Origin of the sequence: Paraburkholderia sp. MM5496-R1, from assembly GCF_050436205.1 — a bacterium.
GTDB lineage: Bacteria > Pseudomonadota > Gammaproteobacteria > Burkholderiales > Burkholderiaceae > Paraburkholderia > Paraburkholderia tuberum.
Genome location: NZ_JBNDLT010000002.1, coordinates 639,754 through 663,400, shown reverse-complemented (window position 1 = coordinate 663,400; position 23,647 = coordinate 639,754). Strand labels below are relative to the sequence as shown.

At 64.8% G+C, this 23,647-nt stretch carries 18 protein-coding genes; 14 read left to right on the top strand and 4 right to left on the bottom strand.

Going from position 1 to position 23,647, the window contains the following annotated elements:
• Positions 1 to 113 precede the first annotated feature (113 nt).
• From OKW38_RS09870 to OKW38_RS09820, 11 genes are all read left to right on the top strand, one after another.
• Complete coding sequence (locus OKW38_RS09870) at positions 114 to 2,312, top strand: polysaccharide biosynthesis tyrosine autokinase (RefSeq protein WP_429336641.1); 2,199 nt, start codon at positions 114 to 116, stop codon at positions 2,310 to 2,312.
• A 56-nt stretch (positions 2,313 to 2,368) separates the two neighbouring features.
• Complete coding sequence (locus OKW38_RS09865) at positions 2,369 to 3,310, top strand: glycosyltransferase family 2 protein (RefSeq protein ID WP_429361266.1); 942 nt, start codon at positions 2,369 to 2,371, stop codon at positions 3,308 to 3,310.
• On the top strand, positions 3,307 to 4,467 hold the full coding sequence (locus tag OKW38_RS09860; protein ID WP_429361264.1) for a glycosyltransferase family 4 protein: 1,161 nt from the start codon (positions 3,307 to 3,309) through the stop codon (positions 4,465 to 4,467). Before OKW38_RS09865 ends, OKW38_RS09860 begins: the two co-directional genes overlap by 4 nt.
• Before the next feature lie 3 nt (positions 4,468 to 4,470).
• Positions 4,471 to 5,973 (top strand): glucose-6-phosphate isomerase, encoded by a 1,503-nt coding sequence (locus OKW38_RS09855; RefSeq protein ID WP_429361262.1) that lies wholly within the window; start codon positions 4,471 to 4,473, stop codon positions 5,971 to 5,973.
• Complete coding sequence (locus tag OKW38_RS09850; RefSeq protein ID WP_429361260.1) at positions 5,970 to 7,199, top strand: glycosyltransferase family 4 protein; 1,230 nt, start codon at positions 5,970 to 5,972, stop codon at positions 7,197 to 7,199. The genes OKW38_RS09855 and OKW38_RS09850 overlap by 4 nt, the downstream gene beginning before the upstream one ends.
• 70 nt (positions 7,200 to 7,269) lie before the next feature.
• Entirely contained in the window at positions 7,270 to 8,436 is a 1,167-nt protein-coding gene (locus OKW38_RS09845) for a glycosyltransferase family 4 protein (protein WP_429361258.1), read from the top strand.
• A 330-nt stretch (positions 8,437 to 8,766) separates the two neighbouring features.
• On the top strand, positions 8,767 to 11,145 hold the full coding sequence (locus OKW38_RS09840) for an ATP-binding protein (protein WP_429361256.1): 2,379 nt from the start codon (positions 8,767 to 8,769) through the stop codon (positions 11,143 to 11,145).
• A 37-nt stretch (positions 11,146 to 11,182) separates the two neighbouring features.
• On the top strand, positions 11,183 to 11,914 hold the full coding sequence (locus OKW38_RS09835; protein WP_429361255.1) for a methyl-accepting chemotaxis protein: 732 nt from the start codon (positions 11,183 to 11,185) through the stop codon (positions 11,912 to 11,914).
• Positions 11,911 to 12,450: a hypothetical protein gene (locus OKW38_RS09830; protein WP_429336448.1), complete on the top strand. Its 540-nt coding sequence runs from the start codon at positions 11,911 to 11,913 to the stop codon at positions 12,448 to 12,450. Before OKW38_RS09835 ends, OKW38_RS09830 begins: the two co-directional genes overlap by 4 nt.
• A gap of 33 nt (positions 12,451 to 12,483) precedes the next feature.
• Positions 12,484 to 13,464 carry a chemotaxis protein CheX gene (locus OKW38_RS09825; RefSeq protein ID WP_429361253.1) on the top strand — a complete coding sequence of 327 codons (981 nt, stop codon included), beginning with the start codon at positions 12,484 to 12,486 and terminating at the stop codon, positions 13,462 to 13,464.
• Positions 13,465 to 13,495: 31 nt separating this feature from the next.
• Entirely contained in the window at positions 13,496 to 13,861 is a 366-nt protein-coding gene (locus OKW38_RS09820; protein ID WP_018418019.1) for a response regulator, read from the top strand.
• 42 nt (positions 13,862 to 13,903) lie between these two features.
• Here OKW38_RS09820 and gmd read toward each other — a convergent pair whose 3' ends face one another.
• The 4 genes from gmd to OKW38_RS09800 form a co-directional block, all read right to left on the bottom strand.
• Entirely contained in the window at positions 13,904 to 14,947 is a 1,044-nt protein-coding gene (gene gmd / locus OKW38_RS09815; RefSeq protein WP_184043711.1) for a GDP-mannose 4,6-dehydratase, read from the bottom strand.
• A gap of 56 nt (positions 14,948 to 15,003) precedes the next feature.
• Complete coding sequence (locus OKW38_RS09810) at positions 15,004 to 15,753, bottom strand: SGNH/GDSL hydrolase family protein (RefSeq protein WP_429361251.1); 750 nt, start codon at positions 15,751 to 15,753, stop codon at positions 15,004 to 15,006.
• Positions 15,750 to 16,832, bottom strand: a complete 1,083-nt coding sequence (locus OKW38_RS09805; RefSeq protein ID WP_429361250.1) for an acyltransferase family protein — start codon at positions 16,830 to 16,832, stop codon at positions 15,750 to 15,752. The genes OKW38_RS09810 and OKW38_RS09805 overlap by 4 nt, the downstream gene beginning before the upstream one ends.
• Before the next feature lie 320 nt (positions 16,833 to 17,152).
• Positions 17,153 to 17,359 carry a hypothetical protein gene (locus OKW38_RS09800; RefSeq protein WP_429361248.1) on the bottom strand — a complete coding sequence of 69 codons (207 nt, stop codon included), beginning with the start codon at positions 17,357 to 17,359 and terminating at the stop codon, positions 17,153 to 17,155.
• 33 nt (positions 17,360 to 17,392) lie between these two features.
• Here OKW38_RS09800 and OKW38_RS09795 point away from each other — a divergent pair, with 33 nt between their 5' ends.
• The 3 genes from OKW38_RS09795 to OKW38_RS09785 all read left to right on the top strand — a co-directional run bounded on the left by OKW38_RS09795 (position 17,393) and on the right by OKW38_RS09785 (position 23,573).
• On the top strand, positions 17,393 to 19,594 hold the full coding sequence (locus OKW38_RS09795) for a hypothetical protein (RefSeq protein ID WP_429361247.1): 2,202 nt from the start codon (positions 17,393 to 17,395) through the stop codon (positions 19,592 to 19,594).
• Positions 19,595 to 19,656: 62 nt separating this feature from the next.
• A complete protein-coding gene (locus tag OKW38_RS09790) occupies positions 19,657 to 21,123 on the top strand; it encodes a flippase (protein WP_429336455.1) in 1,467 nt (488 codons plus the stop codon).
• Positions 21,120 to 23,573 carry a glycosyltransferase family 4 protein gene (locus OKW38_RS09785; RefSeq protein ID WP_429361245.1) on the top strand — a complete coding sequence of 818 codons (2,454 nt, stop codon included), beginning with the start codon at positions 21,120 to 21,122 and terminating at the stop codon, positions 23,571 to 23,573. Before OKW38_RS09790 ends, OKW38_RS09785 begins: the two co-directional genes overlap by 4 nt.
• Positions 23,574 to 23,647 lie beyond the last annotated feature (74 nt).

The window sequence follows — 23,647 nt, the reverse complement described above, 5'->3', positions numbered from 1 at the left end:
GCCGCTGTTGTCCGGGCGGTGCGGGACGTGCAACGAAAGCAGAAGTACCGCTGACGCGAAAGCCGAAGCCAACGACACGGGATGGAACAGTGAGCAACCAACTCTCTCCACACATGGCTGGTCCGATCAAGACCGAAGAAGAAGACGTCGTCCTCGGACAACTGGTGCAGGTGATCCTCGACGACATCTGGTGGCTGCTCGCGATCACCGCGATCATCGTCGCGATGGCGGTCGCATACTGCTACCTCGCCAAGCCGACTTATTCGGCCGACGCGCACGTGCGCGTCGAGCAGTCCGACAGCACGTCGCAGGCGCTCACGCAAACGCAGACCGGCGCCGCGATCACGAGCGGCTCGACGTCGCTGCCGACCGACGCCGAGATTGAAATCATCAAGAGCCGTGGCGTGGTCGCGCCGGTCGTGCAGCAGCTCAAGCTGAACTTCAGCGTTACGCCGAAGACGATCCCGCTGCTCGGCAGCATCGCCGCGCGCCTCGCGACGCCGGGCCAGCCCGCGCGCGCGTGGCTGGGGCTCACGTCCTACGCATGGGGCGGAGAAAAAGTCGACGTCGATTCGATCGACGTGACGCCGTCGCTCGAAGGCGAGAAGCTGCTGCTGCGCGTGATCGACGCGCAGCACTATGAACTGTTCGCGCCGAACGGCTCGCTGCTGCTGCGCGGCCAGGTCGGGCAGCAGGCGCAGGGCGGGGGCGTGACGATGGTCGTCAATACGCTGATCGCGCGCCCCGGGCAGGAGTTCACCGTCGTGCGCTCGAACGATCTCGATGCGATCACCGCGTTCCAGTCGGCGATCACGGTGCAGGAGCAGGGCAAGCAGACCGGCGTGATCCAGATCTCGCTGGAGGACAAGAGTCCCGAGCATGCGGCGCTCGTCGCCAATGCGCTCGCGCAGTCGTATCTGCGCGAGCACGTGTCGACCAAGCAGGCCGACGCGAGCAGGATGCTCGACTTCCTGAAGAGCGAGGAGCCGCGCCTGAAGGCCGATCTCGAACGCGCGGAGGCCGCGCTGACCGCTTATCAACGTCAGTCCGGCTCGATCAACGCGAGCGAAGAGGCGAAGGTCTACCTCGAAGGCAGCGTGCAATACGAGCAGCAGATCGCCGCGTTGCGTCTGCAGATGACGCAGCTCGCCGAGCGCTACGGCGACGACCATCCGACGCTCGTCGCCGCGCGTCAGCAGATGGCCGAATTGCAGGCGCAGCGCACCAAATACGCGGACCGCTTCCGCAATCTGCCGGCCACCGAAGTGAAGGCCGTGCAGTTGCAGCGCGACGCGAAGGTCGCCGAAGACATTTACGTGCTGCTGCTCAATCGTGTGCAGGAGCTGTCGGTGCAGAAGGCGGGCACCGGCGGCAACGTCCATATCGTCGACGCCGCGCTGCGCCCCGGCGCGCCGGTCAAGCCGAAGAAGATGCTGATCATCTCGGCGGCCGTGATTCTCGGGCTGATCGCGGGCACCGGTTTCGTGTTCCTGCGCCGCAATCTGTTCAAGGGCATCGACGACCCCGATCACGTCGAGCGCGCGTTCCATCTGCCGGTGTTCGGCCTCGTGCCGCAAAGCGCCGAGCAGGTGCAGCTCGAAAACAGCTATGCGCGGGGCGGCGAACGGCTGCGTCCGGTGCTTGCGAACGCGCGGCCGAAGGACGTGACGATCGAAAGTCTGCGCAGCCTGCGCACCGCGATGCAGTTCACGCTGATGGACGCGCGCAACCGCATCGTGATGCTGACGGGGCCGATGGCCGGCGTCGGCAAGAGCTTCCTCAGCGTGAACCTGGCGATGCTGCTCGCCCATTCGGGCAAGCGCGTGTTAATGATCGACGGCGACATGCGGCGCGGCACGCTCGAACGTTACGTGGGCGGCTTGCAGGAAAACGGCCTGTCCGAGCTGCTGAGCGGCCAGATCTCGCTGGAGGAGGCGATTCGCGGTTCGAGCATCGAAGGCCTGAGCTTCATTTCGTGCGGCCGCCGTCCGCCGAATCCGTCCGAGCTGCTGATGTCGCCGCGACTGCCGCAGTACCTCGACGGCCTCGCGAAGCGCTACGACGTGATCCTGATCGACACGCCGCCGGTGCTCGCGGTGACCGATGCGTCGATCATCGGCGCGTATGCGGGCTCGACGTTCTTCGTGATGCGCTCGGGCATGCACAGCGAGCTCGAGCTGGCCGATGCGCTGAAACGCCTGCGCTCGGCGGGCGTCCACGTGCAGGGTGGCATCTTCAACGGCATGCCGGCGCGCTCGCGGGTCGGCTACGACCGCGGCTACGCGGCGACTCAGGCATACCTGAGCACGTGACGCGGGCTCCGCACTCCAGCACCGACTTCTGCACGACAGGAACAGAGGAGATCACGATGAAACTGACGGTACTGGTACCGACTTATCGCCGCCCGGCCGATCTGGCGCGCTGCCTCGCGGCGCTCGAGCGGCAATCGCGCGCGCCCGACGAAGTGATCGTGGTCGCACGCGTCGACGACGACGCGACCCATGCGTGCCTGCGCGATCCGTCCACGGGCGGCCGCCTGCCGCTCGTGATCGCGCCGGTCGACATGCCCGGCCAGGTCGCGGCCCTGAATCGCGGGCTCGACGCCGCGAGCGGCGACGTGATCGCGATCACCGACGACGACGCCGCGCCGCGCCGCGACTGGGTCGAGCGCATCGCGGCCGCGTTCGACGCCGATGGGCGCCTCGGCGCGCTGGGCGGGCGCGACTGGGTGCACGAAAAAGGCCGCGTGCTCGACGGCGAGCGGCCGCTGGTCGGCAAGGTGACTGCGCACGGCAAGATCATCGGCAATCATCATCTGGGTGTCGGTGCGGCGCGCGAGGTCGACATCCTGAAGGGCGCCAACATGAGCTACCGGCGCGAAGCGGTGCGCACGATCCGCTTCGACGCGCGTCTGCGCGGCGCGGGCGCGCAGGTGCACAACGACATGGCGTTCAGCCTCGCGGTGAAAAACGCGGGCTGGAAGCTCGTGTACGACCCGCAGATCGCGGTCGATCATTTCCCGGCCGAGCGTTTCGACGACGACAAACGCGACGCGCAGACGATGGCCGCGCTGCGCAACGCCGCGTTCAACTTCCATCTGATCCTGCGCGACCAGTTGCCGCCGCTGCGCCGCGAAGCCGCGTGGTGGTGGTGGACGCTGGTGGGCACACGGCTTTATCCGGGCCTCACGCATGCGGCGCTCGCGCTGCTGTCGAAGCAGGCGCAGTTGAAGCTGTCGCGCTGGCGCGAGGTTCGCGCAGGCGCCCATGAGGCGCGGCGCGCGCTGTCGAAGAGCGGAGTGTCCGCATGAGTACGAAGGTTCACGTTCATCTCTTTTACGGCGCCGATCCGCGTTTTTATCGCAAGGGCGACGATATCGGCTGCCTGTACGGTTATCACCATGCGCAGTCCGAAGCATTCGCGCTGACTTATTCGCAAGACGCGCGCGAAAGCCGGCCCGTGCGGCTCGTACGGCGCGCGCTGAAGGCCGCGCTCGGCTTCGATTTCATCCACACGTGGCGCAATCGCGCGCAGATGCTGCGCTCGGACGTGATCTGGACGCATACCGAGCAGGAATGGCTGTCCGCCGCGCTGATGCTGCTGCTGTGCGGGCGCAAGGCGGGGCCGGGCGCGTCGCCGCTGCTGCTCGCGCAAAGCGTGTGGCTGCTCGACAAGTGGCCGTCGTACGGCATCGTGCGCAGCTGGTTGTATCGCAAGCTGTTGACGCGGGCGGATCGCTTGACCACACTCGCTAGCGAAAACGCCGGGTTGTGCCAACGCTATTTGCATCGCGACGCGACGCCGCTGCTGTACGGCCTGAACACGCGCGACTTCCCGGTCACCCCCCCGACGCAGTGGACGCCTCGCACGCCGCTGCGCATCGCGGCGATCGGCAACGATCGCGACCGCGACTGGGAGACGCTGATCAAGGCGGTCGGCAACGATCCGCGCTACACGGTGAAGCTCGCGACGCGGCGGCGCATTCCCGCGTCGCTGCGCGCGTCGAATGTCGAGATCGCGCTGTATTCCGGCATCAAAAAGCAGCACGAACTGTACGACTGGGCCGACGTGATCGTCGTGCCGCTGCGGCCGAACTCGCACGCGTCGGGTATCACGGTGATGCTCGAAGCGGCGGCGGTCGGCAAGCCGATGGTCGCGACCGACGTCGGCGCGCTGCGCGACTATTTTCCCGCCGACGAAGCGGCCTACGTGCCGCCGTTCAATCCGCAGGCACTGCGCGATGCGCTCGACCGGCTCGCCGCCGAGCCTGACGAGGCGCTGCGCCAGGCGCAGGCAGCCGCGGCCGGTCTGCTCGCGCGCGATCTGACCACCCAGCACTACGCGATGCAGCACGTGCGGATCACGCGCGAGATGCTGAGCGCGCGCGGGCAGGCGAGCGCGCACGCCGGCGCGGCCACGCACGCGCAGCCCGCCGCACCGGGGCGCGAATCGCGCGGAGGCCTATAAGCGATGTCGACGATTCCGCGCGCGAACCCGTTGCCGCCGACAGGCGCGGCCAACGCCGGCCCTGCAAAAGACGCCGCGAGCGGGCTGCTGTCAGGCGGCCCGCGAGAATGGCTGCCGCCGCTCCTGCTGTGGCTGATCGCCGCGGTGCTGATCGTCGCGCATCAGGGCACGGTGCTCACGCTGGCGTTCCCGGTGCTGGCGATCCTGACGGGTCTGTGGCTCTACTTCAAGAGCCCGGCGCGCTACATCGGCTTCATGTGGTGGCTGTGGTTCCTGAGCCCCGAAGTGCGGCGTCTCGCCGACTGGTCAAAGGGCGCGTTCACGCCGACGAGCCTGATCCAGGTCGCGCCGCTCGCCGTCACGATGATCAGCGGGCTGTCGCTGCTGCGCTACTACCGGCTGCTCGCGCAGCGCCGAGGCTTGCCGGTGCTGCTGATCCTGCTCGGCCTGATCTACGCGTTCCTGATCGGCGTGATGTCGAGCGGCCCGCTCGCGGCCACCTACGACCTCGCAAATTGGCTCTACCCGATCCTGATCGGCTTTCACATCATGGCGCACACGCGCCAGTATCCGCAGTATCGCGACACGATCATCAACACGTTCATCTGGGGGATGCTGGTGATGGGCGGCTACGGCCTGATCCAGTTTTTCATCATGCCGCCGTGGGACGCGCTGTGGATGCTCGGCTCGCAGATGAACTCGCAGGGCGACCCGGTGCCGCTGGGCGTACGCGTGTTCAGCACGATGAACTCGTCGGGCCCGTTCGCGTTCGCGATGATGGGCGCAATGGTGTTCGTGATGGCCGCGCAGCATCGCGTGCGCTGGATCGCCGCCGCGCTCGGCTTCTTCTCGTTCGCGCTGAGCCTCGTGCGCTCGACGTGGGGAGGCTGGGTCATCGCGCTCCTGATCCAGCTCGTGAAGTCGAACAACAAGGTGCGCGTGCGCATCGTCGCGAGCGCGGTACTGCTCGCCGGCTTGTGCGTGCCGCTGCTGGCGGTCGGCCCGGTGGCCGAGCGGATGCAGGCGCGGCTAAACACGATCGTCAATCTGCACGACGACCAGAGCTACGCGGCGCGAAACGAGTTCTACGCGACCTTCGCGAAGACCGCGTTTACCGACGTCTCGGGCGAGGGCATGGGCGCGACCGGCACCTCGACGAAACTGTCCAACGACGGCGGCCAGCTCGGCCAGTACGGCAACTTCGACAGCGGCGTGATGAACATTCCGTTCGTGCTCGGCTGGCCCGGCACCTTGCTGTACATGTCCGGCATCGTGTGGCTGCTGACGCGCGCGGTGCTCGGCTCGTTCAGGCTGCGCGACGACAAGTTCGTCTCCGCGTGCCTGAGCCTGTGTCTTGCGACCTTCGCGATGCTCGTGTTCACGAACTCGCTGGTCGGCACCGGCGGCCTGCTGCTTTTCATGGGCGCTTTTTCGATTCTTTCCGCGGTTCACCACGAAAAAATGAACCGCGCACGCACGCTATTTCTCCACGGAGGCACGGATTGAGAGTCGCCATTGTCACGCACGTAGTGCGCCATAACGACGGCCAGGGGCGCGTCAACCACGAGATCGCGCGCGCGGCGCTCGACGAGAACATCCGCGTGACGCTGGTCGCGTCGCACGTGGCGCCGGAGCTGCTCGCGCATCCTAACGTGCGCTGGGCGCCGGTGAAGATCGGCCGCTGGTGGCCCACCAGTCTGCTGCGCCAGCAGGTGTTCGCGGCGAAGAGCGCACTGTGGCTGCGCGCGCATCGCCGCGACTACGACGTGCTGCACGTGAACGGCTTCATCACCTGGATGCGCGCCGACGTCAATACCTCGCATTTCGTGCATAGCGGCTGGTTCGCGAGCAAGTACTACCCGTTCGGTCTCACGAAGGGCGTGTGGTCCGCGTACCAGTCGGTCTATACGCGCTGCAACGCGTTGCTCGAGCGCTGGGCGTACCGGCGCTCGAAGGTGATCACCGCGGTGTCGCAGAAGGTCGCCGACGAAATCCGCGCGATCGGTCTCACGCCGCGCAACCGCGTGGACGTCATCTACAACGGCGTCGACACGCAGGGCTTCGCGGCGGCGAGCGGCGATCGTGCAAAGTTCGGGTTACCAGACGATGTGTTCCTGCTGCTGTTCGTCGGCGACCTGCGCACGCCGCGCAAGAATCTCGGCACCGTGCTCGCCGCGTTGAAGCATCTGCCCGAGCATGTGCAGATCGCGGTGGCCGGCTTTCTGCCGGGCAGCCCGTATCCGGACGAGGCGAAGGCGCTCGGCATCGCGCATCGCGTGCATTTTCTCGGGCTCGTGAAGGAAATGCCGGTGCTGATGCATTCGGTCGACGCGTTCGTGTTCCCGTCGCGCTACGAAGCGATGAGTCTGTCGCTGCTCGAAGCGATGGCGGCGGGGCTGCCCGTCGTGACCGCGCGCACCGCCGGCGGCGCCGAGATCATCACGCCCGAGTGCGGCATCGTGCTGGACGATCCCGACGACCCGCAAGCGCTCGCTCGCGCCGTCGCGCAACTCGCCGGCGACGACGGCGCGCGCCACGCGATGGGCAAAGCCGCGAGCGAACTCGCGACCGGCTTCGGCTGGGCGCGCATGGCCGCGCAATACATCGCGCTGTACCGGCAGTTGGCCGGCCAGCAGGAAAACCGCCGGCGCAGCCAGACGGAAGCGACGGTCGTCGCGCAGAACGATGCGCTGACGCTGAACCATCTCGCCGGACAGAAGAGCGTGGAATGACCGCGCGAAGCGCGCCATCCACGTCTACACATAGCAACTCACCGCAAGCAACACACAGGGGCACACCATCATGACGACTGGCTCAATCAAATCACTGCAGATCGGGATGCACTGGTTTCCCGAACGCGCGGGCGGCCTCGACCGCATGTACTACTCGCTGGTCGGCGCGCTGCCGGGCGCGGGCGTCGCGGTGCGCGGCGTCGTCGCCGGCTCGCCGAAAGTCGCGGCCGATACCGGTGGCGCGATCAACGGCTTCGGCCCCGCCGCGCAATCGCTGCCGCTGCGGCTAATGGCGGCACGCCGCGCGCTACGCCACGAAATCCGCACGTCGCGGCCCGATGTGATTTCGTCGCACTTCGCGCTCTATACGTTTCCGGGGCTCGACGTGACGCGCGGCATTCCGCAGGTGTCGCATTTTCAGGGACCGTGGGCCGACGAGAGCCACGTCGAAGGCGCCGATTCGTTCGGCCAGCGCGCGAAGCGTTATCTGGAGCAGTCGGTATACGCGCGTTCGTCGCGGTTGATCGTCCTGTCCGACGCGTTCGGCAAGATTCTCACGACGCGCTACGGCATCTCGCCGGAGCGCGTGCGCGTGGTGCCGGGCTGCGTCGATGTCGAGCAGTTCAATCTGCCGATCACGCAGGCCGAGGCGCGTCTGCGTCTGCAATTGCCGCAGGACCGACCGATCGTGCTGGCGGTGCGACGGCTGGTGCGGCGCATGGGTCTCGAAGATCTGATCGATGCGGTGAAGCTGCTCAAACGCAGCGCGCCCGACGTGCTGCTGCTGATCGCGGGCAAGGGTCGGCTCGAAGGTGAGCTAGAGGCGCGCATCGCCGACGCGGGGCTCGAACACAACGTGAAGCTGCTCGGCTTCGTGCCCGATCAGCATCTGGCGGCGCTGTATCGCGCGGCCAACATCAGCGTCGTGCCGACCGTCGCGCTGGAAGGCTTCGGGCTCATCACGGTCGAATCGCTTGCGTCGGGCACGCCGGTGCTGGTGACGCCGGTCGGCGGATTGCCCGAGGCGGTGGCGGGATTGTCGCCCGATCTGGTGTTGCCGGAGACCGGCGCAGCTGCGATCGCCGCGGGTCTCGCCGGCGCGCTGAACGGTACGCTGAAGTTGCCCGATGCGGATGCATGCCGCCGCTATGCGCGCGAACGCTTCGATAACGCGGTGATCGCGAAGCGGGTCGCGGCGGTGTATGCCGAAGCGATTGCGGGGAGCGTGCTGCATTGAAGCGCAGCGGCGGCGGTTCAATCGAATGAAAAAAGGGGCGAGGCTCGGATCGCGGCGTTCGGGCCTCGCGTTCATGTCGCCGCAAGACCGGCAAAAAAAATAGGCTGCAAATAACGGCACTTTTCTGTTGAACTTGAGCCCGGATCAGCCCTTGGCCGCGATTTTCCGACCTTATTTTTCAAATCCCTGAAATGTGGCGCCCGGCGTCGACTTCGTCACGTTTACGTCACACATCCGCGACGATAATCCCCGCGCCCGAAAGTACAAAAACACACGGGCGTCCCGCCAGAAAGCGGGGACCTTGTATTTTCAGATCTCGGGGATTTTCAGATGACCATCCGCCACCGCATCACGCTTCTCGTCATTCTGATGCTTGTCGCGCTATCCGCCATTGGCGGATACGCCGTGCTTCAGACCCGCAACAGCGCCGCCAACGTCAGGCAGGTCACCCAGGGCGTCGTGCCGAGCGCGCTCGCGTCGGCAGACCTCGTATCGCAAGTCAAGGACGTGCAGCTCGCGATGATGACGCTCGTCTATGCGCCTGACGCGAACATGGTCTCGCAGGCTCAAGACCTGCTGAAGAGCAAGGAAGCGTCGTTGCAGGCGGCGCTCGACGTGCAGGCGAAGGCCGCGCAAGGTCAGGCCCAAACCGGGCTCGTGAGCCAGGCGCGCGACAGCCTCGCGAATTATTTCAACGCGGTCAACGACACCGCGAAGATGAAGGCCGACGGCAAGAACGAACTGGCGCAAGCCTATCTGTTCGCGAACGTCGCGCAATACCGCGATGAACTCGAAGGCATCGTCGAGACGCTGCGAATCGAAAAGAACCGCCAGAAAGACGCCGCGATCGACGAACTGAACAGCGCGCTCGCCACCACGACGACGGCGATCGGCGCCGCGACCGGCGCGGCCATCGTCGTGCTGTTGCTGATCAGCGCGCTGCTGTATCGCCAGATCACCCGGCCGCTGAGCCGCATGCAGGTGGAGATGAGCGAGATCGCGGCGAGCCAGGACTTCACGCGCCGCGTGCCGGTCGGACGCATGGACGAGATCGGTCATTCGATCGTCGCGTTCAACGGCATGATCGAGAAGATCCAGCAAAGCTCGCTGCAACTGAAGCAGAAGACCGCCGATATCCAGGCGATGCTGCAAAACATGCAGCAGGGGATTCTGACGGTGGTCGAAGGCGTGGTCGTGCATCCGGAGTACTCCGCCTATCTCGAGGCCATCTTCGAGACGCGCGAGATTGCGGGCCGTCCGTTGCTCGATCTCGTGTTCGGCGGCACCGATATCAACAGCGATGCGCTCTCGCAGATCGAAGCGGCGCTGCAGGCATGCATCGGTGAAGACAGCATGAACTTCGAGTTCAATCAGCACCTGCTCGTCAACGAGATCGCCAAGCCGATGGCCGATGGCCGCGTGAAGACGCTCGACCTGAGCTGGTCGGCGATCACCGACGAACACGACGTCGTGCTGCGTTTGATGCTGTGCGTGCGCGACGTGACCGAACTGCGCGCGCTCGCCGCCGAGGCCGGCGAACAGAAGCGCCGGCTGGAAATGATCGGCGAGATTCTCGCGGTGAGTCAGGAGAAGTTCCATCACTTCGTCGAAAGCGCGACGGGCTTCATCAGCGAGAACGAACGGATCATCCGTCAGCATCACGAGCCGAGTCACGAAGCCGTCGCCGAGCTGTTCCGCAACATGCACACCGTCAAGGGCAATGCGCGCACGTACAGCCTTCAGCATCTGACCGGCATCGTCCATGAAACCGAACAGCGCTACGACGCATTGCGCCGCGCTGACAGCAGCGAAGCGTGGGACCAGCAGCTTCTGATCGAGGATCTGCAGCGCGTAAAGGCCGCGCTCGAAACCTACGCGACGATCAACGAAGTGAGCCTCGGCCGCAAGGGGCCGGGCCAGAGCGGCGCGGTGGATCGCTACCTGATGGTCGATCGCGAGTCGATCCAGAAGCAGCTGGATCTGCTCGACAGCGCCGATCCGGCCGACCGGGACGCGCTCGTGTCGATGCGCGAATCGTTGCAGCGGGAACTGCGTCTGTTGGGCACCGAATCGATCTACGAAGCGCTCGCGGGCGTGCTCGACTCGCTGCCGTCTCTGGCGGCCGAACTCGGCAAGGAGGCGCCGGTCGTCAGCATCGACAACAACGGCTACCGCGTGCGCAGCGAGGTCAGCCATACGCTGCGCAATGTGTTCACGCACCTGCTGCGCAACTCGGTCGACCATGGCATCGAGCCTGCCGCCGAGCGTGTCGCGAACGGCAAGGACCCGGCCGGCGTCATCGAACTGGAAGTGGGCGTCGACCATCACGCGTTGCAGATCACCATCAGCGACGACGGCCGCGGTCTCGCGCTCGCGAAAATCCGTGGGGCCGCGATCGAACGCGGCTGGATCGACGCCGATGCCGTGCTCAGCGACGAAGCGATTGCCGAGATGATTTTCCGTTCCGGCTTCTCGACCGCGCAGACCGTCAGCGAGATTTCGGGCCGCGGCGTCGGCATGGATGCCGTGCGCGATTTCGTGCGGCGCGAGCATGGCCGCATCGAATTGCGTTTCACCGACGATCGTCGCGGCGCGGACTATCGCCGCTTTCAGACCGTCGTGTCGTTCCCCGAGGACTGGGCGGTGGACAGTCTCGACGCGTCCGCCGATGCAGCGCGCGAGCGTGACGCGGATGCGGTAGCAGGCTGACGGCCTGATGGATTGATCGAAGCGATGGGAGCAGGTTGTGCTTGAAAGTTATCTTTTGGCCGCAGGCGTTGGCGGTATTCTCTGCGCACTCGCGACGGGAATTTTTTATCGTCGGAAGCTTCGCGCGGGTGCGCAGGCGCAGCGTGTCGACGCGCTCGCGCGGCAGGCCCTCGAGCAGCAACTCGACGCGGCGGTCCGGCTCGGCGAGCAGGCCGACAGCGAGCGCGCCGCACTGGAGTCGATGCTCGCCGATCTGCGCGCGCAAGCCGGGCAGTGCGCGCACGATCGCGAAGCGTTGCAGGCGTCGCTCGACGCCGCGAGTTCGCGAAGCGACGAATGGCTGCAGCATGCGACGCGGATCGCGCACGAGGCGGGCCGTTTGAAGACGCTGACCATCACGTTCGAGCGTTGGCACGAGCAGATGATTTCGCTGATGTCGCAGAACCGCGACATGCACAAGAAGAACCAGGAGCTGTCGGCGATCGTGCAGCACGTGCTGATCGTTTCGCTGAATGCGTCGATCGAAGCGGCGCGCGCCGGCAGCGCGGGTCGCGGCTTTTCGATCGTCGCGGGCGAAGTGCGCTCGCTGGCGTCGCGCTCGCAGGAGTTGTCGAAGAGCTATCGCGAGAGCCTGCATCGCAACGACCTGACGACGGCGGCGACGTTCCAGGACATCCAGGCCGGCGGCAAGATGATCACGGCGTCGCTCGGCGGCGTCGAAGTGCTGGCGACCCAGTTCCAATCCCGGCTCGAGCAGGCCGCAGCGTGATTACCGATCAGGCGAAGCAAAGCATCGCGGACATCTTCTGTCACGCGGCGCGCGCGAGATTGCCCGCGACGCCGGGCGATTCGTGCGAGATCACGGCGGTGCCGAGGTGGGATCGCGATCATCCGGCCGGACCTTGCGCGATGGCGTTGACGATCTCGTCGATCGGCTTTCGTCTGCTGTTCGTGCTGCATTTCGGCAAGGACGACGCGACGCACGCCTACTACGCCAGCGGCGACACGACGCGTTCGCTGTCGGAAACGCTGATGGAACTCGGCAACCTGTGCTGCGGCTACATGAACCAGCAACTGGTCAATCATTTTCCCGATCTTGGCATGTCGACGCCGTATGAATTGAACAGCGCCTGTGTCGAGTATCTCGACGAGTTGCGGCCCGATCACGTGTGGGCGTACGAGCTGACGATCGGCGGTGCGGCCCGGCTGGGTGTCACGTTATGTCTATGCGCGCAGGCGCCCCTCGATTTCAAGGCTGAATTCGCCACGGCCGACGAGGCCGAAGGCGAGCTCGAACTTTTCTAGCCCCTCAACACTGCATTCGCAGACTGAAACACGATGAATACCAGCAAGCCCGTCAGCAAGGTGCTCGTGCTCGACGACTGTCCGGCACACGCGCAAGCGCTGAAGCTCTTTTTCGACGAACACAACCTGATCGCACTGAAGGTGCGCGACAGCAACCGCCTCGGCTCGGTACTGGCCACCAATATCGATCTCGGCGGCGTTCTGCTGGCGGATAACTACGGCGGATCGGTCGAGCAGGCGGCGACGAGCGCCGCGCGCATCAATGCCTTGCGCCCCGAACTGCCGGTGATCCTGCGTTCGAGCGGCCACGCGCCGCTCGAACGGCTTCCGAAGCCGTTGACGAACGCGGCATGCGCGCATTTCAATGCCGCCGATCTGACGGCGCTGCGTGAAGCCGTCGATCGATACATCTTCAGCCTCGACTTCCCGAACGCGCTCGTGCGCGGTATCGCGGAGATCACGCAAGCGCGGCTCGCCACGTTGTTCGACGGCGTCACGGTGCAACGCGACACGCCCAGTATCGTGCGCGATCGAATCATCTTCGGCGAGGTCTTCAGCCTGATTCCGCTCGAAGGCAGTTGGTGTCGCGGCTATATGTTGATGCAGGCCGAAGAGGAGCCGCTGCTCGGCATGATCGATCGCGATCGCGCGGCACGCGAGCCCGGCATGGGCGCGGGGCAACCGGGCTTTCGCGATCTGAACGACGTGCTCGGCGAATTGACCAATCTGATCTGGGGGGCATTCAAGGACCGCTTCCTCGGTCAGCAGAACGCTCGCGATGCAAGTCAGGTGCAGGTGCCACTGCTGGTCAATCACAAGCATCGCTACATCTCGTTCGGCTCGGACAATCCGCAGTTGCGGTTTCAATATCGATTGAGCGACGCCGCGAGCGGACAGTCGGTATCGATCGACCAGCGCTTCGTTTTCAACCTGAGCTGGTCACCCGAAGATTTTTCTGAAAACGCGGTGGATGTCGACGATCTCGTCGAGTCCGGCGAACTCGATCTGTTTTGATACGACGCGTCGGTGACGCAAGGGAATGGTTATGGCAAAGATTCTGGTGGTGGACGATTCGAGCACGGTACGCGATGAAGTCGCGGGTTTTCTGGCGAAAAACGGTCTCGACGTCGCGACGGCCATCGACGGCAAGGATGGCCTTGCGAAGCTGAAAACGGATTCGAATATCCGCCTGATCGTCAGCGACGTGAACATGCCGAACATGGACGGCCTGACGATGGTCGAAAAAATCCGCGGCGAACTCGCGAACAAGACCGTCAACGTGATCATGCTGACGACCGAAAGCAGCCCCGCGATGAAGGAGCGCGGCAAGGCCGCCGGCGTGAAGGGCTGGATCGTCAAGCCGTTCAAGGGCGATGCGGTGCTGGAGACGTTCCGGAAACTGGCGGGTTGACGGGGCAGTGTGCGGCGAGCGCCGCCGCACACGGATGCCGGGTTAGAACGTCTCGTGGTGCTCGTTGCGCGCGATGTCCGCCTGCACCATCATCTGGCAAAGCTGTTCGAGCGAGGTTTGCGGTTGCCAGCCGAGCGTGTCGCGCGCCTTGTCCGCGCAGCCGATCAGCAGGTCCACTTCGGCCGGCCGATAGAACTTCGGATTGACGCGCACAAGCGTCTTGCCGGTCGCGACGTCGATGCCGGTCTCGCGCTCGTCCTTGCCCGCCCATTCCAGCTGATAGCCGGCCGCCGTAAACGCCATGCGCACGAAATCGCGAACGGTTTCGGTGCGGCCGGTCGCGAGCACGAAGGTGTCGGGCGCGTCGGCCTGCAGCATGCGCCACATGCCCTCGACGTATTCGAGTGCGAAACCCCAGTCGCGCTGCGCGCTCAGGTTGCCGAGTTCGAGCACGTCCTGCTTGCCGAGCTTGATCTTCGCGACCGTGTCCGAGATCTTGCGCGTGACGAATTCGCGGCCACGTAGCGGCGATTCGTGATTGAACAGAATGCCGCTGCTCGCGAACAGGTCGTACGACTCGCGATAGTTGATCGTCGACCAGTGAGCGAACAGCTTCGCGACGCCATACGGGCTGCGCGGATAGAACGGCGTGCTTTCGCGTTGCGGCACCGCCTGCACGAGGCCGAACATCTCGGAGGTCGACGCCTGGTAGAAGCGTGTCTTCGGGCTCAGGATACGCAGGCCTTCGAGCAGATTCAGCGCGCCGACGCCGGTCACTTCGGCGGTGGTCACCGGCTGGTCGAACGACACGCCGACGAAGCTCTGCGCGGCGAGGTTGTACAGCTCGTCGGCCTGCGTGCCGTCGAGCAGGCGCAGCGTCGAGCCGAGGTCGGTGAGGTCGTGTTCGACGAGACGCAGATTCGGATGATCGAGCACGCCAAGCTCACGCATGCGCCAGAAGTTGACCGAACTCGTGCGCCGGTAGGTGCCGGTCACGTGATAGCCCTTGTCGAGCAGCAGCCGGGTCAGATAGGCGCCGTCCTGTCCGGATACGCCGGTGATGATCGCTTTGCGTGGTTGGCTCATAGCTTGCCTTCTAGTTTGTGAGAGAAAAGAGAACGGAACGCGCGCAAGGGCCTGGCTCAGTGCGCGTTGTCCAGCAGCCGCCGCACCAACGGTTCGACGACCCGATAATCCTGTTCGGCCTTCAGCCGGTACAAGTCCGGCTTTGGATGCGCGCCGTCCGACATCAGCGACTTCCAGTCGGGCAGGCTGCTCACATACGCGTATTGATCGACGAGCGGCACCTGCTGTTCGGCGGCCACGCGTCGCGTCATCGCTATCATCGCGGCGAGCCGGGCGTTGAGCCGGTTATCGGGCATCGGGTTCGAGGTCTGCAAAACAGGCTCCTTGCCGAGCGCTCGCGCGGTTTGCACGAGCGACGTCTCCGCCGCGTAAAACTGCTCGGGCGTCTGGTTGTGCATCACTTCGTTGATGCCGTAGTTGATCAACACGATCCGCGCGGGCGAGGCGGCGAGACGTTCGCGCCACGGCAGTCCCGCCGTCGGCCCCGCGCGACGATTGCCGGTGCCGTCGCGCAACTGCCAGGCCATCGTGCCGCCGACGCCGTAGTTCGTGACGCGCACGCGCTCGCCGTCATGCGCCTGCAACGCTTGCTGCAGAAACGTGACGGCGTTGCGGGCTTGCGGGCCGCAGTGGCCATCGCTGCAGGTGATGCCGAGCGTGGTCGAGTCGCCGTAAGCGTCGATCAGCAGTTGCGTCGGCGATGACGCTGCCGGCCCGGCCACGGCCGCGCGCGTTGTCGGGGCGATCAGCATCAGCGCCGACACGACACCCAGCACGTGGGCAGCAACAACGGCCAGGCGGTTCATGCGCGGCCTTGCGGTGCTTGCCGCGCAACGTGGGCGCTGGCGCCGGTCGTCGCTCTCGACCCGCGCGCGCCGAAAATCAGGCGCTTCTCGAATGCGAACCACGTGATGCTCGCGTACACGAGTGTGATAGCGAGCGCGATCGCGGCGCTCAGATAGCGATTCAGATGCAGCGGCCACACCATGTACAGCACGCTCAGGTGGATCAGATAGATCGTGTAGCTGATGGTGCCGATATAAACGAGCACGCGATTGCACAACAGCCGCTTCACGATGCCCTTGCTCTGCAGCGCGATCACGACGATCGACGTACATAGCACCAGCGACACGCTATACAGCCCCGCATTCGACAACGGCGTATTCGCTGCGCGAAAACGCGGGTAGTGCAGATGCAGCCATGCCAGCACCGCGAGCGCGGCCAGAGCGCCGAGCACCGCGAGTCCCTTGAACGGTTCGAGCGCATTGCGATCGCGCCGCACGGCAACCGCGAGCAGCGCGCCGGCCGCGAGCAGATCCATGCGGAACGGCGTCAGGTAGTAGATCGGCCAGAACGAATCGAACCACGGTGTCGCGAGCGCGCGCAGCAGCGGCACCAGCACGATCAGCGCGGCCGCCACCAGCCCAAGCAGACGCTCGGGCACGAGCAGGATCACGAGCGGCCAGAAGATATAAAACTGCTCCTCGACCGCGAGCGACCACAGCACGTTGAGGCTGTCATGACCGCTTTGATTGAGCGCATCGCCGATATTGGTCGCGAAGAACGCGTACCAGTACCAGTGCCGCGCCCACGCGAGGCCGAACAGCAGCGACGACACGGCCATCAGCAGCAGGTACGGCGGCAGGATGCGGCGCGCGCGCCGCGCATAGAAATAGCTGAAATACGACTGCTGGCGCGACTTGCGATCGAGCAGGATGCCGCTGATCAGAAAGCCGCTCAAAACGAAGAACAGATCGACGCCCATCCATAGCGGCGCTTTCAACGCGTGCTGCGCGAACACCGCGAGCACGGCGATCGCGCGCAGACCGTCGAGCTGCACGATGCGGGAATGGGAGGGCGCGAGGGGCAATGCGCTGGCTGTCATGAACCGTCCATGGTGTAAAGCGGATGAGCCGGGCGAAGCGCCGCGCGGTTCGCCACGGATTGCCGGCGAGCAGGCGCGCGCTTCGCGTCGCAACTGAAGTGCAATCGATTCTAGGGAAAAGAAACTCGAGAAAAAACCCGATGGAATGGGCTAATTGAATCAGATTGAAACAGGGTATTTCTTTGGCCATTCTCGAAAGATTTATATGTTTATGTGGTGAGCATCTGGCAATCCGTAATAAATGCGCATTGCGTGATATCACATCGGTAGGAACGGGGGATCGTCGCGATAGAGGCGACCTGGCGGCGAGGCTTGCGCTTTTATCGATTTTTAAAAATCGTTTCTTTTGCGACGCATAAGCGGACGAATATTTTTGAATTATTTTCGATTTTCGTCACCGCATTTTTTCCGCGTAACTTAGCCGTGCGGACGGCTGCCTTCAGGCGCCGCGCTTCAATCGGTTGCGCTTCGTTTCGCTTTGCCACATCACTGAATTTCGCCCCGAGCGGGCGCAGGTCCGCGTGCATCGCGTTGACCGGACATCGACTGGAGGTTCCGCCTTGCGCCGTATCACGTTCAAAAGCTGGTTCGCCCTGACAGTCTGCGCTGCCGGCGTCGTCGCCGCATCGGCCGGTCTGCCGGCGCGCGCCGAAACCGCTTTGAACGCGAAGACCTCATGGATCGGCAACAGCTTCGGCTTTGGCGATGGCACATGGACGCAGATCGATATCACCGCGATCGCGGTCACGCCCGACGGCAAGGTCTATACGAACGCGCCGTGGGACGAAAGCGGCGCTGAAGCGAGCGTCTATCAGGACGGCAAGATGCTCGGCTTCGCGGGCGGCACGCATGGCTGGGGCAACGCCGGCGGCAATGCGATCGCGGTCAACCGGAAGTATGCGTTCGTCGCGATCGCGGTCGGCAATGAAAAGGGACGCCTGGTCGAGCCGGGCGTGTGGCCGGACAAGGGTAAGCAATGGTTTGGTATCTCGCGGCGCCTGATCGACGAGCCGAAGCGCGTGGCACCGTTTCAGCCCGCCGCTAAAAACGCGGACCCGCACGCGCAGCTCGCGGCCGGCTTTCTGATGATGAACGAAGTGCCGACCGGCACGAACGCCGAGATCGGCGGGCTCGCCGCGAACGACACGACGCTGTTCGCGGCCAATACCGCGCGCAATCGCATCGAAGTCTACGATGCCGAATCGATGCAGCAGAAAGCGACGTGGAACGTGCACGAGCCTGGACGTATCGCGCTCGCGCCCGACGGCACGCTATGGGTGCTCAGCGGCACGCGCGGCGATCGCGCGCCGGGTATCGAGCATTACACGGCGACCGGTCAGCGCATCGACGAGACCATCACGCTGCCGGCCGATACGGTCGCGGTCGGCCTCGCCGTCGATGCGCAAGGCCGCCTCCTGATCGCCGATAACGGTCCGCGCCAGCAGGTGCTGTTTTTCACGAAGCGCGACGGCCGCTACACGGAGTCGGGCACGCTCGGCGAGCGCGGCGGCATTTTCAGCGGCGTCGCGGGCAAGCCCGGACCGTTGCGATTCAACGGGTTGACCGGCGTGGGTGTCGATGCGCGCGGCAACGTGTACGTGTCGACCAATGGCATCGGTCCGCGTTACGAGCCGATCGGCGCGGGCCTCGGCGCGACACTCGAAAGTTATGCGCCGAGCGGCAAGCGCAACTGGCAGGTCGAGGGGCTGCTGTTCGTCGACGGCGCGTGGATCGATCCGGCCCGGCCCGACAGCGTCTATACCGGCAACAAGCGCTTCGAACTCGATTTGTCGAAGCCGTCTGGACAGGACTGGAAATACGCGGGGTTCCTGTCGAATCGGTTCAAGTACCCGGACGATCCGGTGTTCCATACCGACCAGTATCCGGGGCTGCCGATCGCGCGGCGGTTGAAGGGGCACACGTTCCTCTATCTGACCGACATGTATGCGGATCATCTGAAGATCTATCGCTTCGATCCGCAGCATGACGGGGAGACCGCGATTCCCTCGGGATTTATCGCAGGTCGCGAGCGCGCGGTCGCGAAGGTGCCGAATGCACCGCCGGGCGGTGACTGGATCTGGCGCGACACGAATGGCGACGGGCGCTTCGATCGCGACGAATACACGCTGAACACGAGCGGCACGAAGCTCGCGGGCGGCTGGGGCTGGTGGGTCGACATGGCCGGCGACATCTGGCGTACCCGGGATACGAAGGGCATCTATCGCTTCCGTTTCGGCGGACTCGATGCGAAGGGCAACCCGGTCTACTCGTACTCGAACCTGACGCAGTACCCGGTGCCGGCACCGTTCAGCGAACTGCATCGCGCGATCTATGAATCGGACACCGACACGATGTACGTGAGCGGCTATACGGCCGATATGCCGACCGCGCAGGGCTTCTGGAAGGAAGTGGGCCGCGTGCTGGTGCGCTATGACAAGTGGTCGAGCGGCAAGCCGGTGCAGCGCTACGCGATCACGCTGCCTTGGCAGACGCAGAGCAAGCCCATCGCGACGATCATCGGCGTCACGGTCGAGGGACAGTACGTGTTCGGCGTCGAGCCGGTCGGCGCGGTGCACGTGTGGGACAAGGACAGCGGCAAGGAACTCGGCGTGATCCGGCCGGGCCCCGAAGTGGGCCGCGCGTCGGGTTGGGTCGACGTGCCGAACGGCATCAGCGCGACGAAGCGCGGCGATGGCGAGTACCTGGTGTTCGTCGAGGAAGACGCGCGCGGCAAGGTGCTGATGTATCGCTGGAAGCCTTGAGGTGCGTTGGCCTCGCTGACGCAGCCCCGCACCCAATCTAACCGCAAAACCGAAGGGATTCGATGGACAAAGGCATTCTCAGGAACGTGGCGATCAACTTTTTCGGGCTCGTGCTGCCGACGTTCGTATCGCTCGTGACCGTTCCGTCGTATATCCGGCTGCTCGGCGTGGAGCGCTACGGTGTGATCAGTCTCGTGTGGACGCTGATCGGCTACTTCGGGATTCTCGATCTCGGCATGAGCATGGCCGCGCAGAACCATATTTCGAAGGCGCGCGCGTCGGGCGATCAGCAGGAAAGCGCGCGCGTGTTCTGGAGCGCAACCTGGCTCAATCTGACGACCGGCGTTGTCGGCGGTCTGATCATCTACTTCGGCGCGTTCCTGTACACCGCGTATTTCACGAAGGTATCGCCCGAGCTGCAGCACGAAGTCTATATGGCGCTGCCGTGGCTCGCGGTCGCGATTCCGATCGCCAACGTGTCGTGGGTGTTCGCGGGCGCGATCAACGGCGCGGAACGCTTCGGCGTCTACAACACGAACCAGACCATCGGCACGTTCCTGTTCCAGCTGCTGCCGCTCGGCGCCGCGTTCTGGCTCGGCGCGACTTTGCAGAACGTACTCGCCGCGGCAGTCGTCGCGCGGATTCTCGCGGCGTTGCTGCTCGGCCGCTACGCGCTGAAAGTGCTTGAAATACGCAGCATTCAGCCGCCGCGGCTCGGCGTCGCAAAGGGGCTGTTCAACTTCGGTGGCTGGATGCTGATCGCGAGCGTGACGACGATGGTCGCCGATTCGCTCGATCGCGTCATGCTCGGTTCACGGCTCGGCGCGCGTTTCGTCACGTACTACACGGTGCCGCAGAACCTCGTCACGCGTCTGAACATCGTGCCGACCGCGCTGGTACGCACGCTGTTTCCGCGGCTTTCCGCAGTCGGCCGCGCCGACGCCGACACGATCACGCAGCAATCGCTCGAATTTCTGAACGGCGTGTTCACGCCGGTCGCGCTCATCGCGATGCTGGTGCTCGAACCGTTCCTGCATCTGTGGGTCGGCAACGAGATCGCGACGGTCGCGGCGCCCGTGGGCCGCATCATGATCGTCGCCGTGTGGCTCGTCGGCCAGGCGAACGTGACGCGCATCCTGATTCAGTCGCAGGTCAATCCAGCCACCGCCGCGCGCATCGGCCTCGTCGAGTTGCCGCTTTTCGCCGGCGCGTTGTGGCTCGGTATCACGCATTTCGGGCTGACGGGCGCGGCGGTCGCGGTCGCTGCCCGCGCGCTGTTCGACTACGCGGTGCTGCTGCGTTTCGCCGCGATCCGCGCGCGCCAGATCGTGCTCGACATGCTCGCCCATCTCGCTTTCCTGCTCGCCAGTCTGTGGCTCGCCAGCTTCCTGCCGAGCCTCGCGCTCGCGATCGCCGCCGGTGTGCTGATGGTCGGCGCGAACGTCGCGTGGTCGATCACGATGACGCCCGCCTTGCGCAATCTTGCGCGTTCACTGCTATTGCGACTGAATCCGAGGAAAAGCGCATGAATCATGACGTCCTTGAAAAAAAACTGTTGAGGCCCGCGACGCGCAGCGCGCTCGACGAACTGACGAGCGTGCCCGGCATCCAGCCGGCACCGCGCCGTACCGCACCGCGCGCGAGCAAAAGCGTGCGCATCGCGATCGTGCACGACTGGCTCGTCACCTACGCGGGCGCGGAGAAAGTGCTCGAGCAGATCATCGCGTGCTTTCCCGACGCGGACCTGTTCAGCCTCGTGGACTTTCTCGACGATCGCAGCTTCCTGCGCGGCAAGCCGGTGACGACGTCGTTCATCCAGAAGTTGCCGCTTGCGCGCAGCAAGTACCGCTCGTATCTGCCGCTGATGCCGCTCGCGATCGAGCAGCTCGACGTGTCGGCGTACGACGTCGTGATCTCGAGCAGTCACGCGGTCGCCAAGGGCATACTGACCGGTCCTGATCAGGTGCATATCAGCTATGTGCATTCGCCGATCCGCTATGCGTGGGATTTGCAGCATCAGTATCTGCAGCAGTCGAAGCTGACCAACGGCCCGAAGTCGGCGCTGGCGCGGCTGATTCTGCATTACATGCGCAACTGGGATATCCGCACGTCCAACTCGGTCGACGGCTTCGTCGCGAACTCGGCGTTCATCGCGCGACGCATCAAGAAGGTGTATCAGCGCGAGGCGCAGGTGATCTTCCCGCCGGTCGATGTCGAGGCGTTCACGCTGTGCACGGAGAAGCAAGACTTTTATCTGACCGCCTCGCGCATGGTGCCGTACAAGAAAATCGATCTGATCGTCGAGGCGTTCGCGCGGATGCCCGAGCGCAAGCTCGTCGTGATCGGCGACGGACCCGACATGGCGCAGATCCGCGCGAAGGCGGGGCCGAACGTCGAGATCATGGGCTATCAACCGTTCGAGGTGCTGAAGGACCGCATGAGCCGCGCGAAGGCATTCGTGTTCGCGGCCGAAGAGGACTTCGGCATTTCGGTGGTCGAGGCGCAGGCTTGCGGCACGCCGGTGATCGCGTACGGCAAGGGCGGGGCGCTCGAAACGGTGCGCGATCTGTCCGAACCGAAGCCGACCGGCATGTTCTTCGATGATCAGGATACCGACTCGATCATCGCTGCCGTGAATCGTTTCGACGAGCTTCGGCACCGGTTCCTGCCGGAGAATTGCCGCGGCAACGCCGAGCAGTTTTCGGCCGCGCATTTCCGCGAGCGCTTTTTCTCGCAGGTGCGCGCGGCGGTGCCCGCGTTGCGCACGGCGACGCTGCCGGCCTATACGCCGTATCGGCCGGCCGTGCAGGGCGCCGCGAACGTGCCGCGCATTCTTGCCGTCGATCAGAGCGGCGTGCTCGGCGGCGCCGAACTGTCGCTGCTCGAAATCGTCAAGGCGCTGCGCTCGCGCATCGAGGTCGTGCTGTTCGACGACGGGCCGTTCAACACCGCACTCGCGAAAACCGACGTCGAGGTCACTGTACTCGATGCCGGCGCGCTCAAAAATGTGCGCAAGCAGGGCGGTTCGATGCCAAAAGGTCAGGCGTTGAAGGGACTCATCTCGCTCGTGCGTGCCACCGCGAAACGCGCGCGCAAGGTGGATGTGATCTACGCGAACACGCAGCGTGCGATGGTGATCGGCGCCGTGGCCGGCAAGCTCGTGAGACGGCCGGTGGTCTGGCATTTGCGCGACATCGTCAGCGCCGAGCATTTCGGCGGCAAGCAGCTTGCGATCATCAAGTGGTGCGCGCGGCTCGGCCTCACGCACGTGATCGCCAATTCGGCTGCGTCGGCGCAGGCGTTTGCGAAGCTCACGCGGTTCGACAGCAAGCGCATCGACGTCGTGTTCAACGGGATCGCCGCAGAACCGTTCGACGCATTGCGCACGGTGCCGCAAGCGCTGCTGCGCGAGCGCCTGAATCTGCCGCGCGACGCGTTTCTCGTCGGCTCGTTCAGCCGGCTTGCGCGTTGGAAGGGGCAACATGTGCTGCTCGAAGCGATGGTGCTCAATCCGCAGATGCATGCGGTGCTGGTCGGCGCGGCGCTGTTCGGCGAGGACCAGTACGAAAGCGAACTGCGCACCTTCGTCGCCGCGCACAAGCTTGGCGAGCGCGTGCATTTTCTCGGCTTCCAGCACGATATTCCGGCCTGCATGTGCGCGGTCGATACGGTTGTGCATACGTCGATCACCCCGGAGCCGTTCGGCCGCGTGATCGTCGAGGGGATGCTCGCGCAGCGGCCGGTCGTGGCGTCGCGCGCAGGCGGCGTGCTCGAAATCATCGACGACTACGAGAACGGCGTGCTATGTACGCCGGGCGACGCGCATGCGCTCGCCGATACGCTCGCCGAATTGCGCTCGAACGGCGACTTGCGCGACAAACTGGTCAGGAACGGCTATCGGACCGCGCAGGAGCGCTTCGGCACGCGCAGCTATGTGGATGGGGTTGCGCAGATTCTGACCGGCGTGGCAGCGCGGTGACGAGGTGATTTTTACGCGAGGGTAGACGAGGGCTTGGCCAGTCCTTGCTTGGCGTAGCGGAGCGAAAGTCTCGA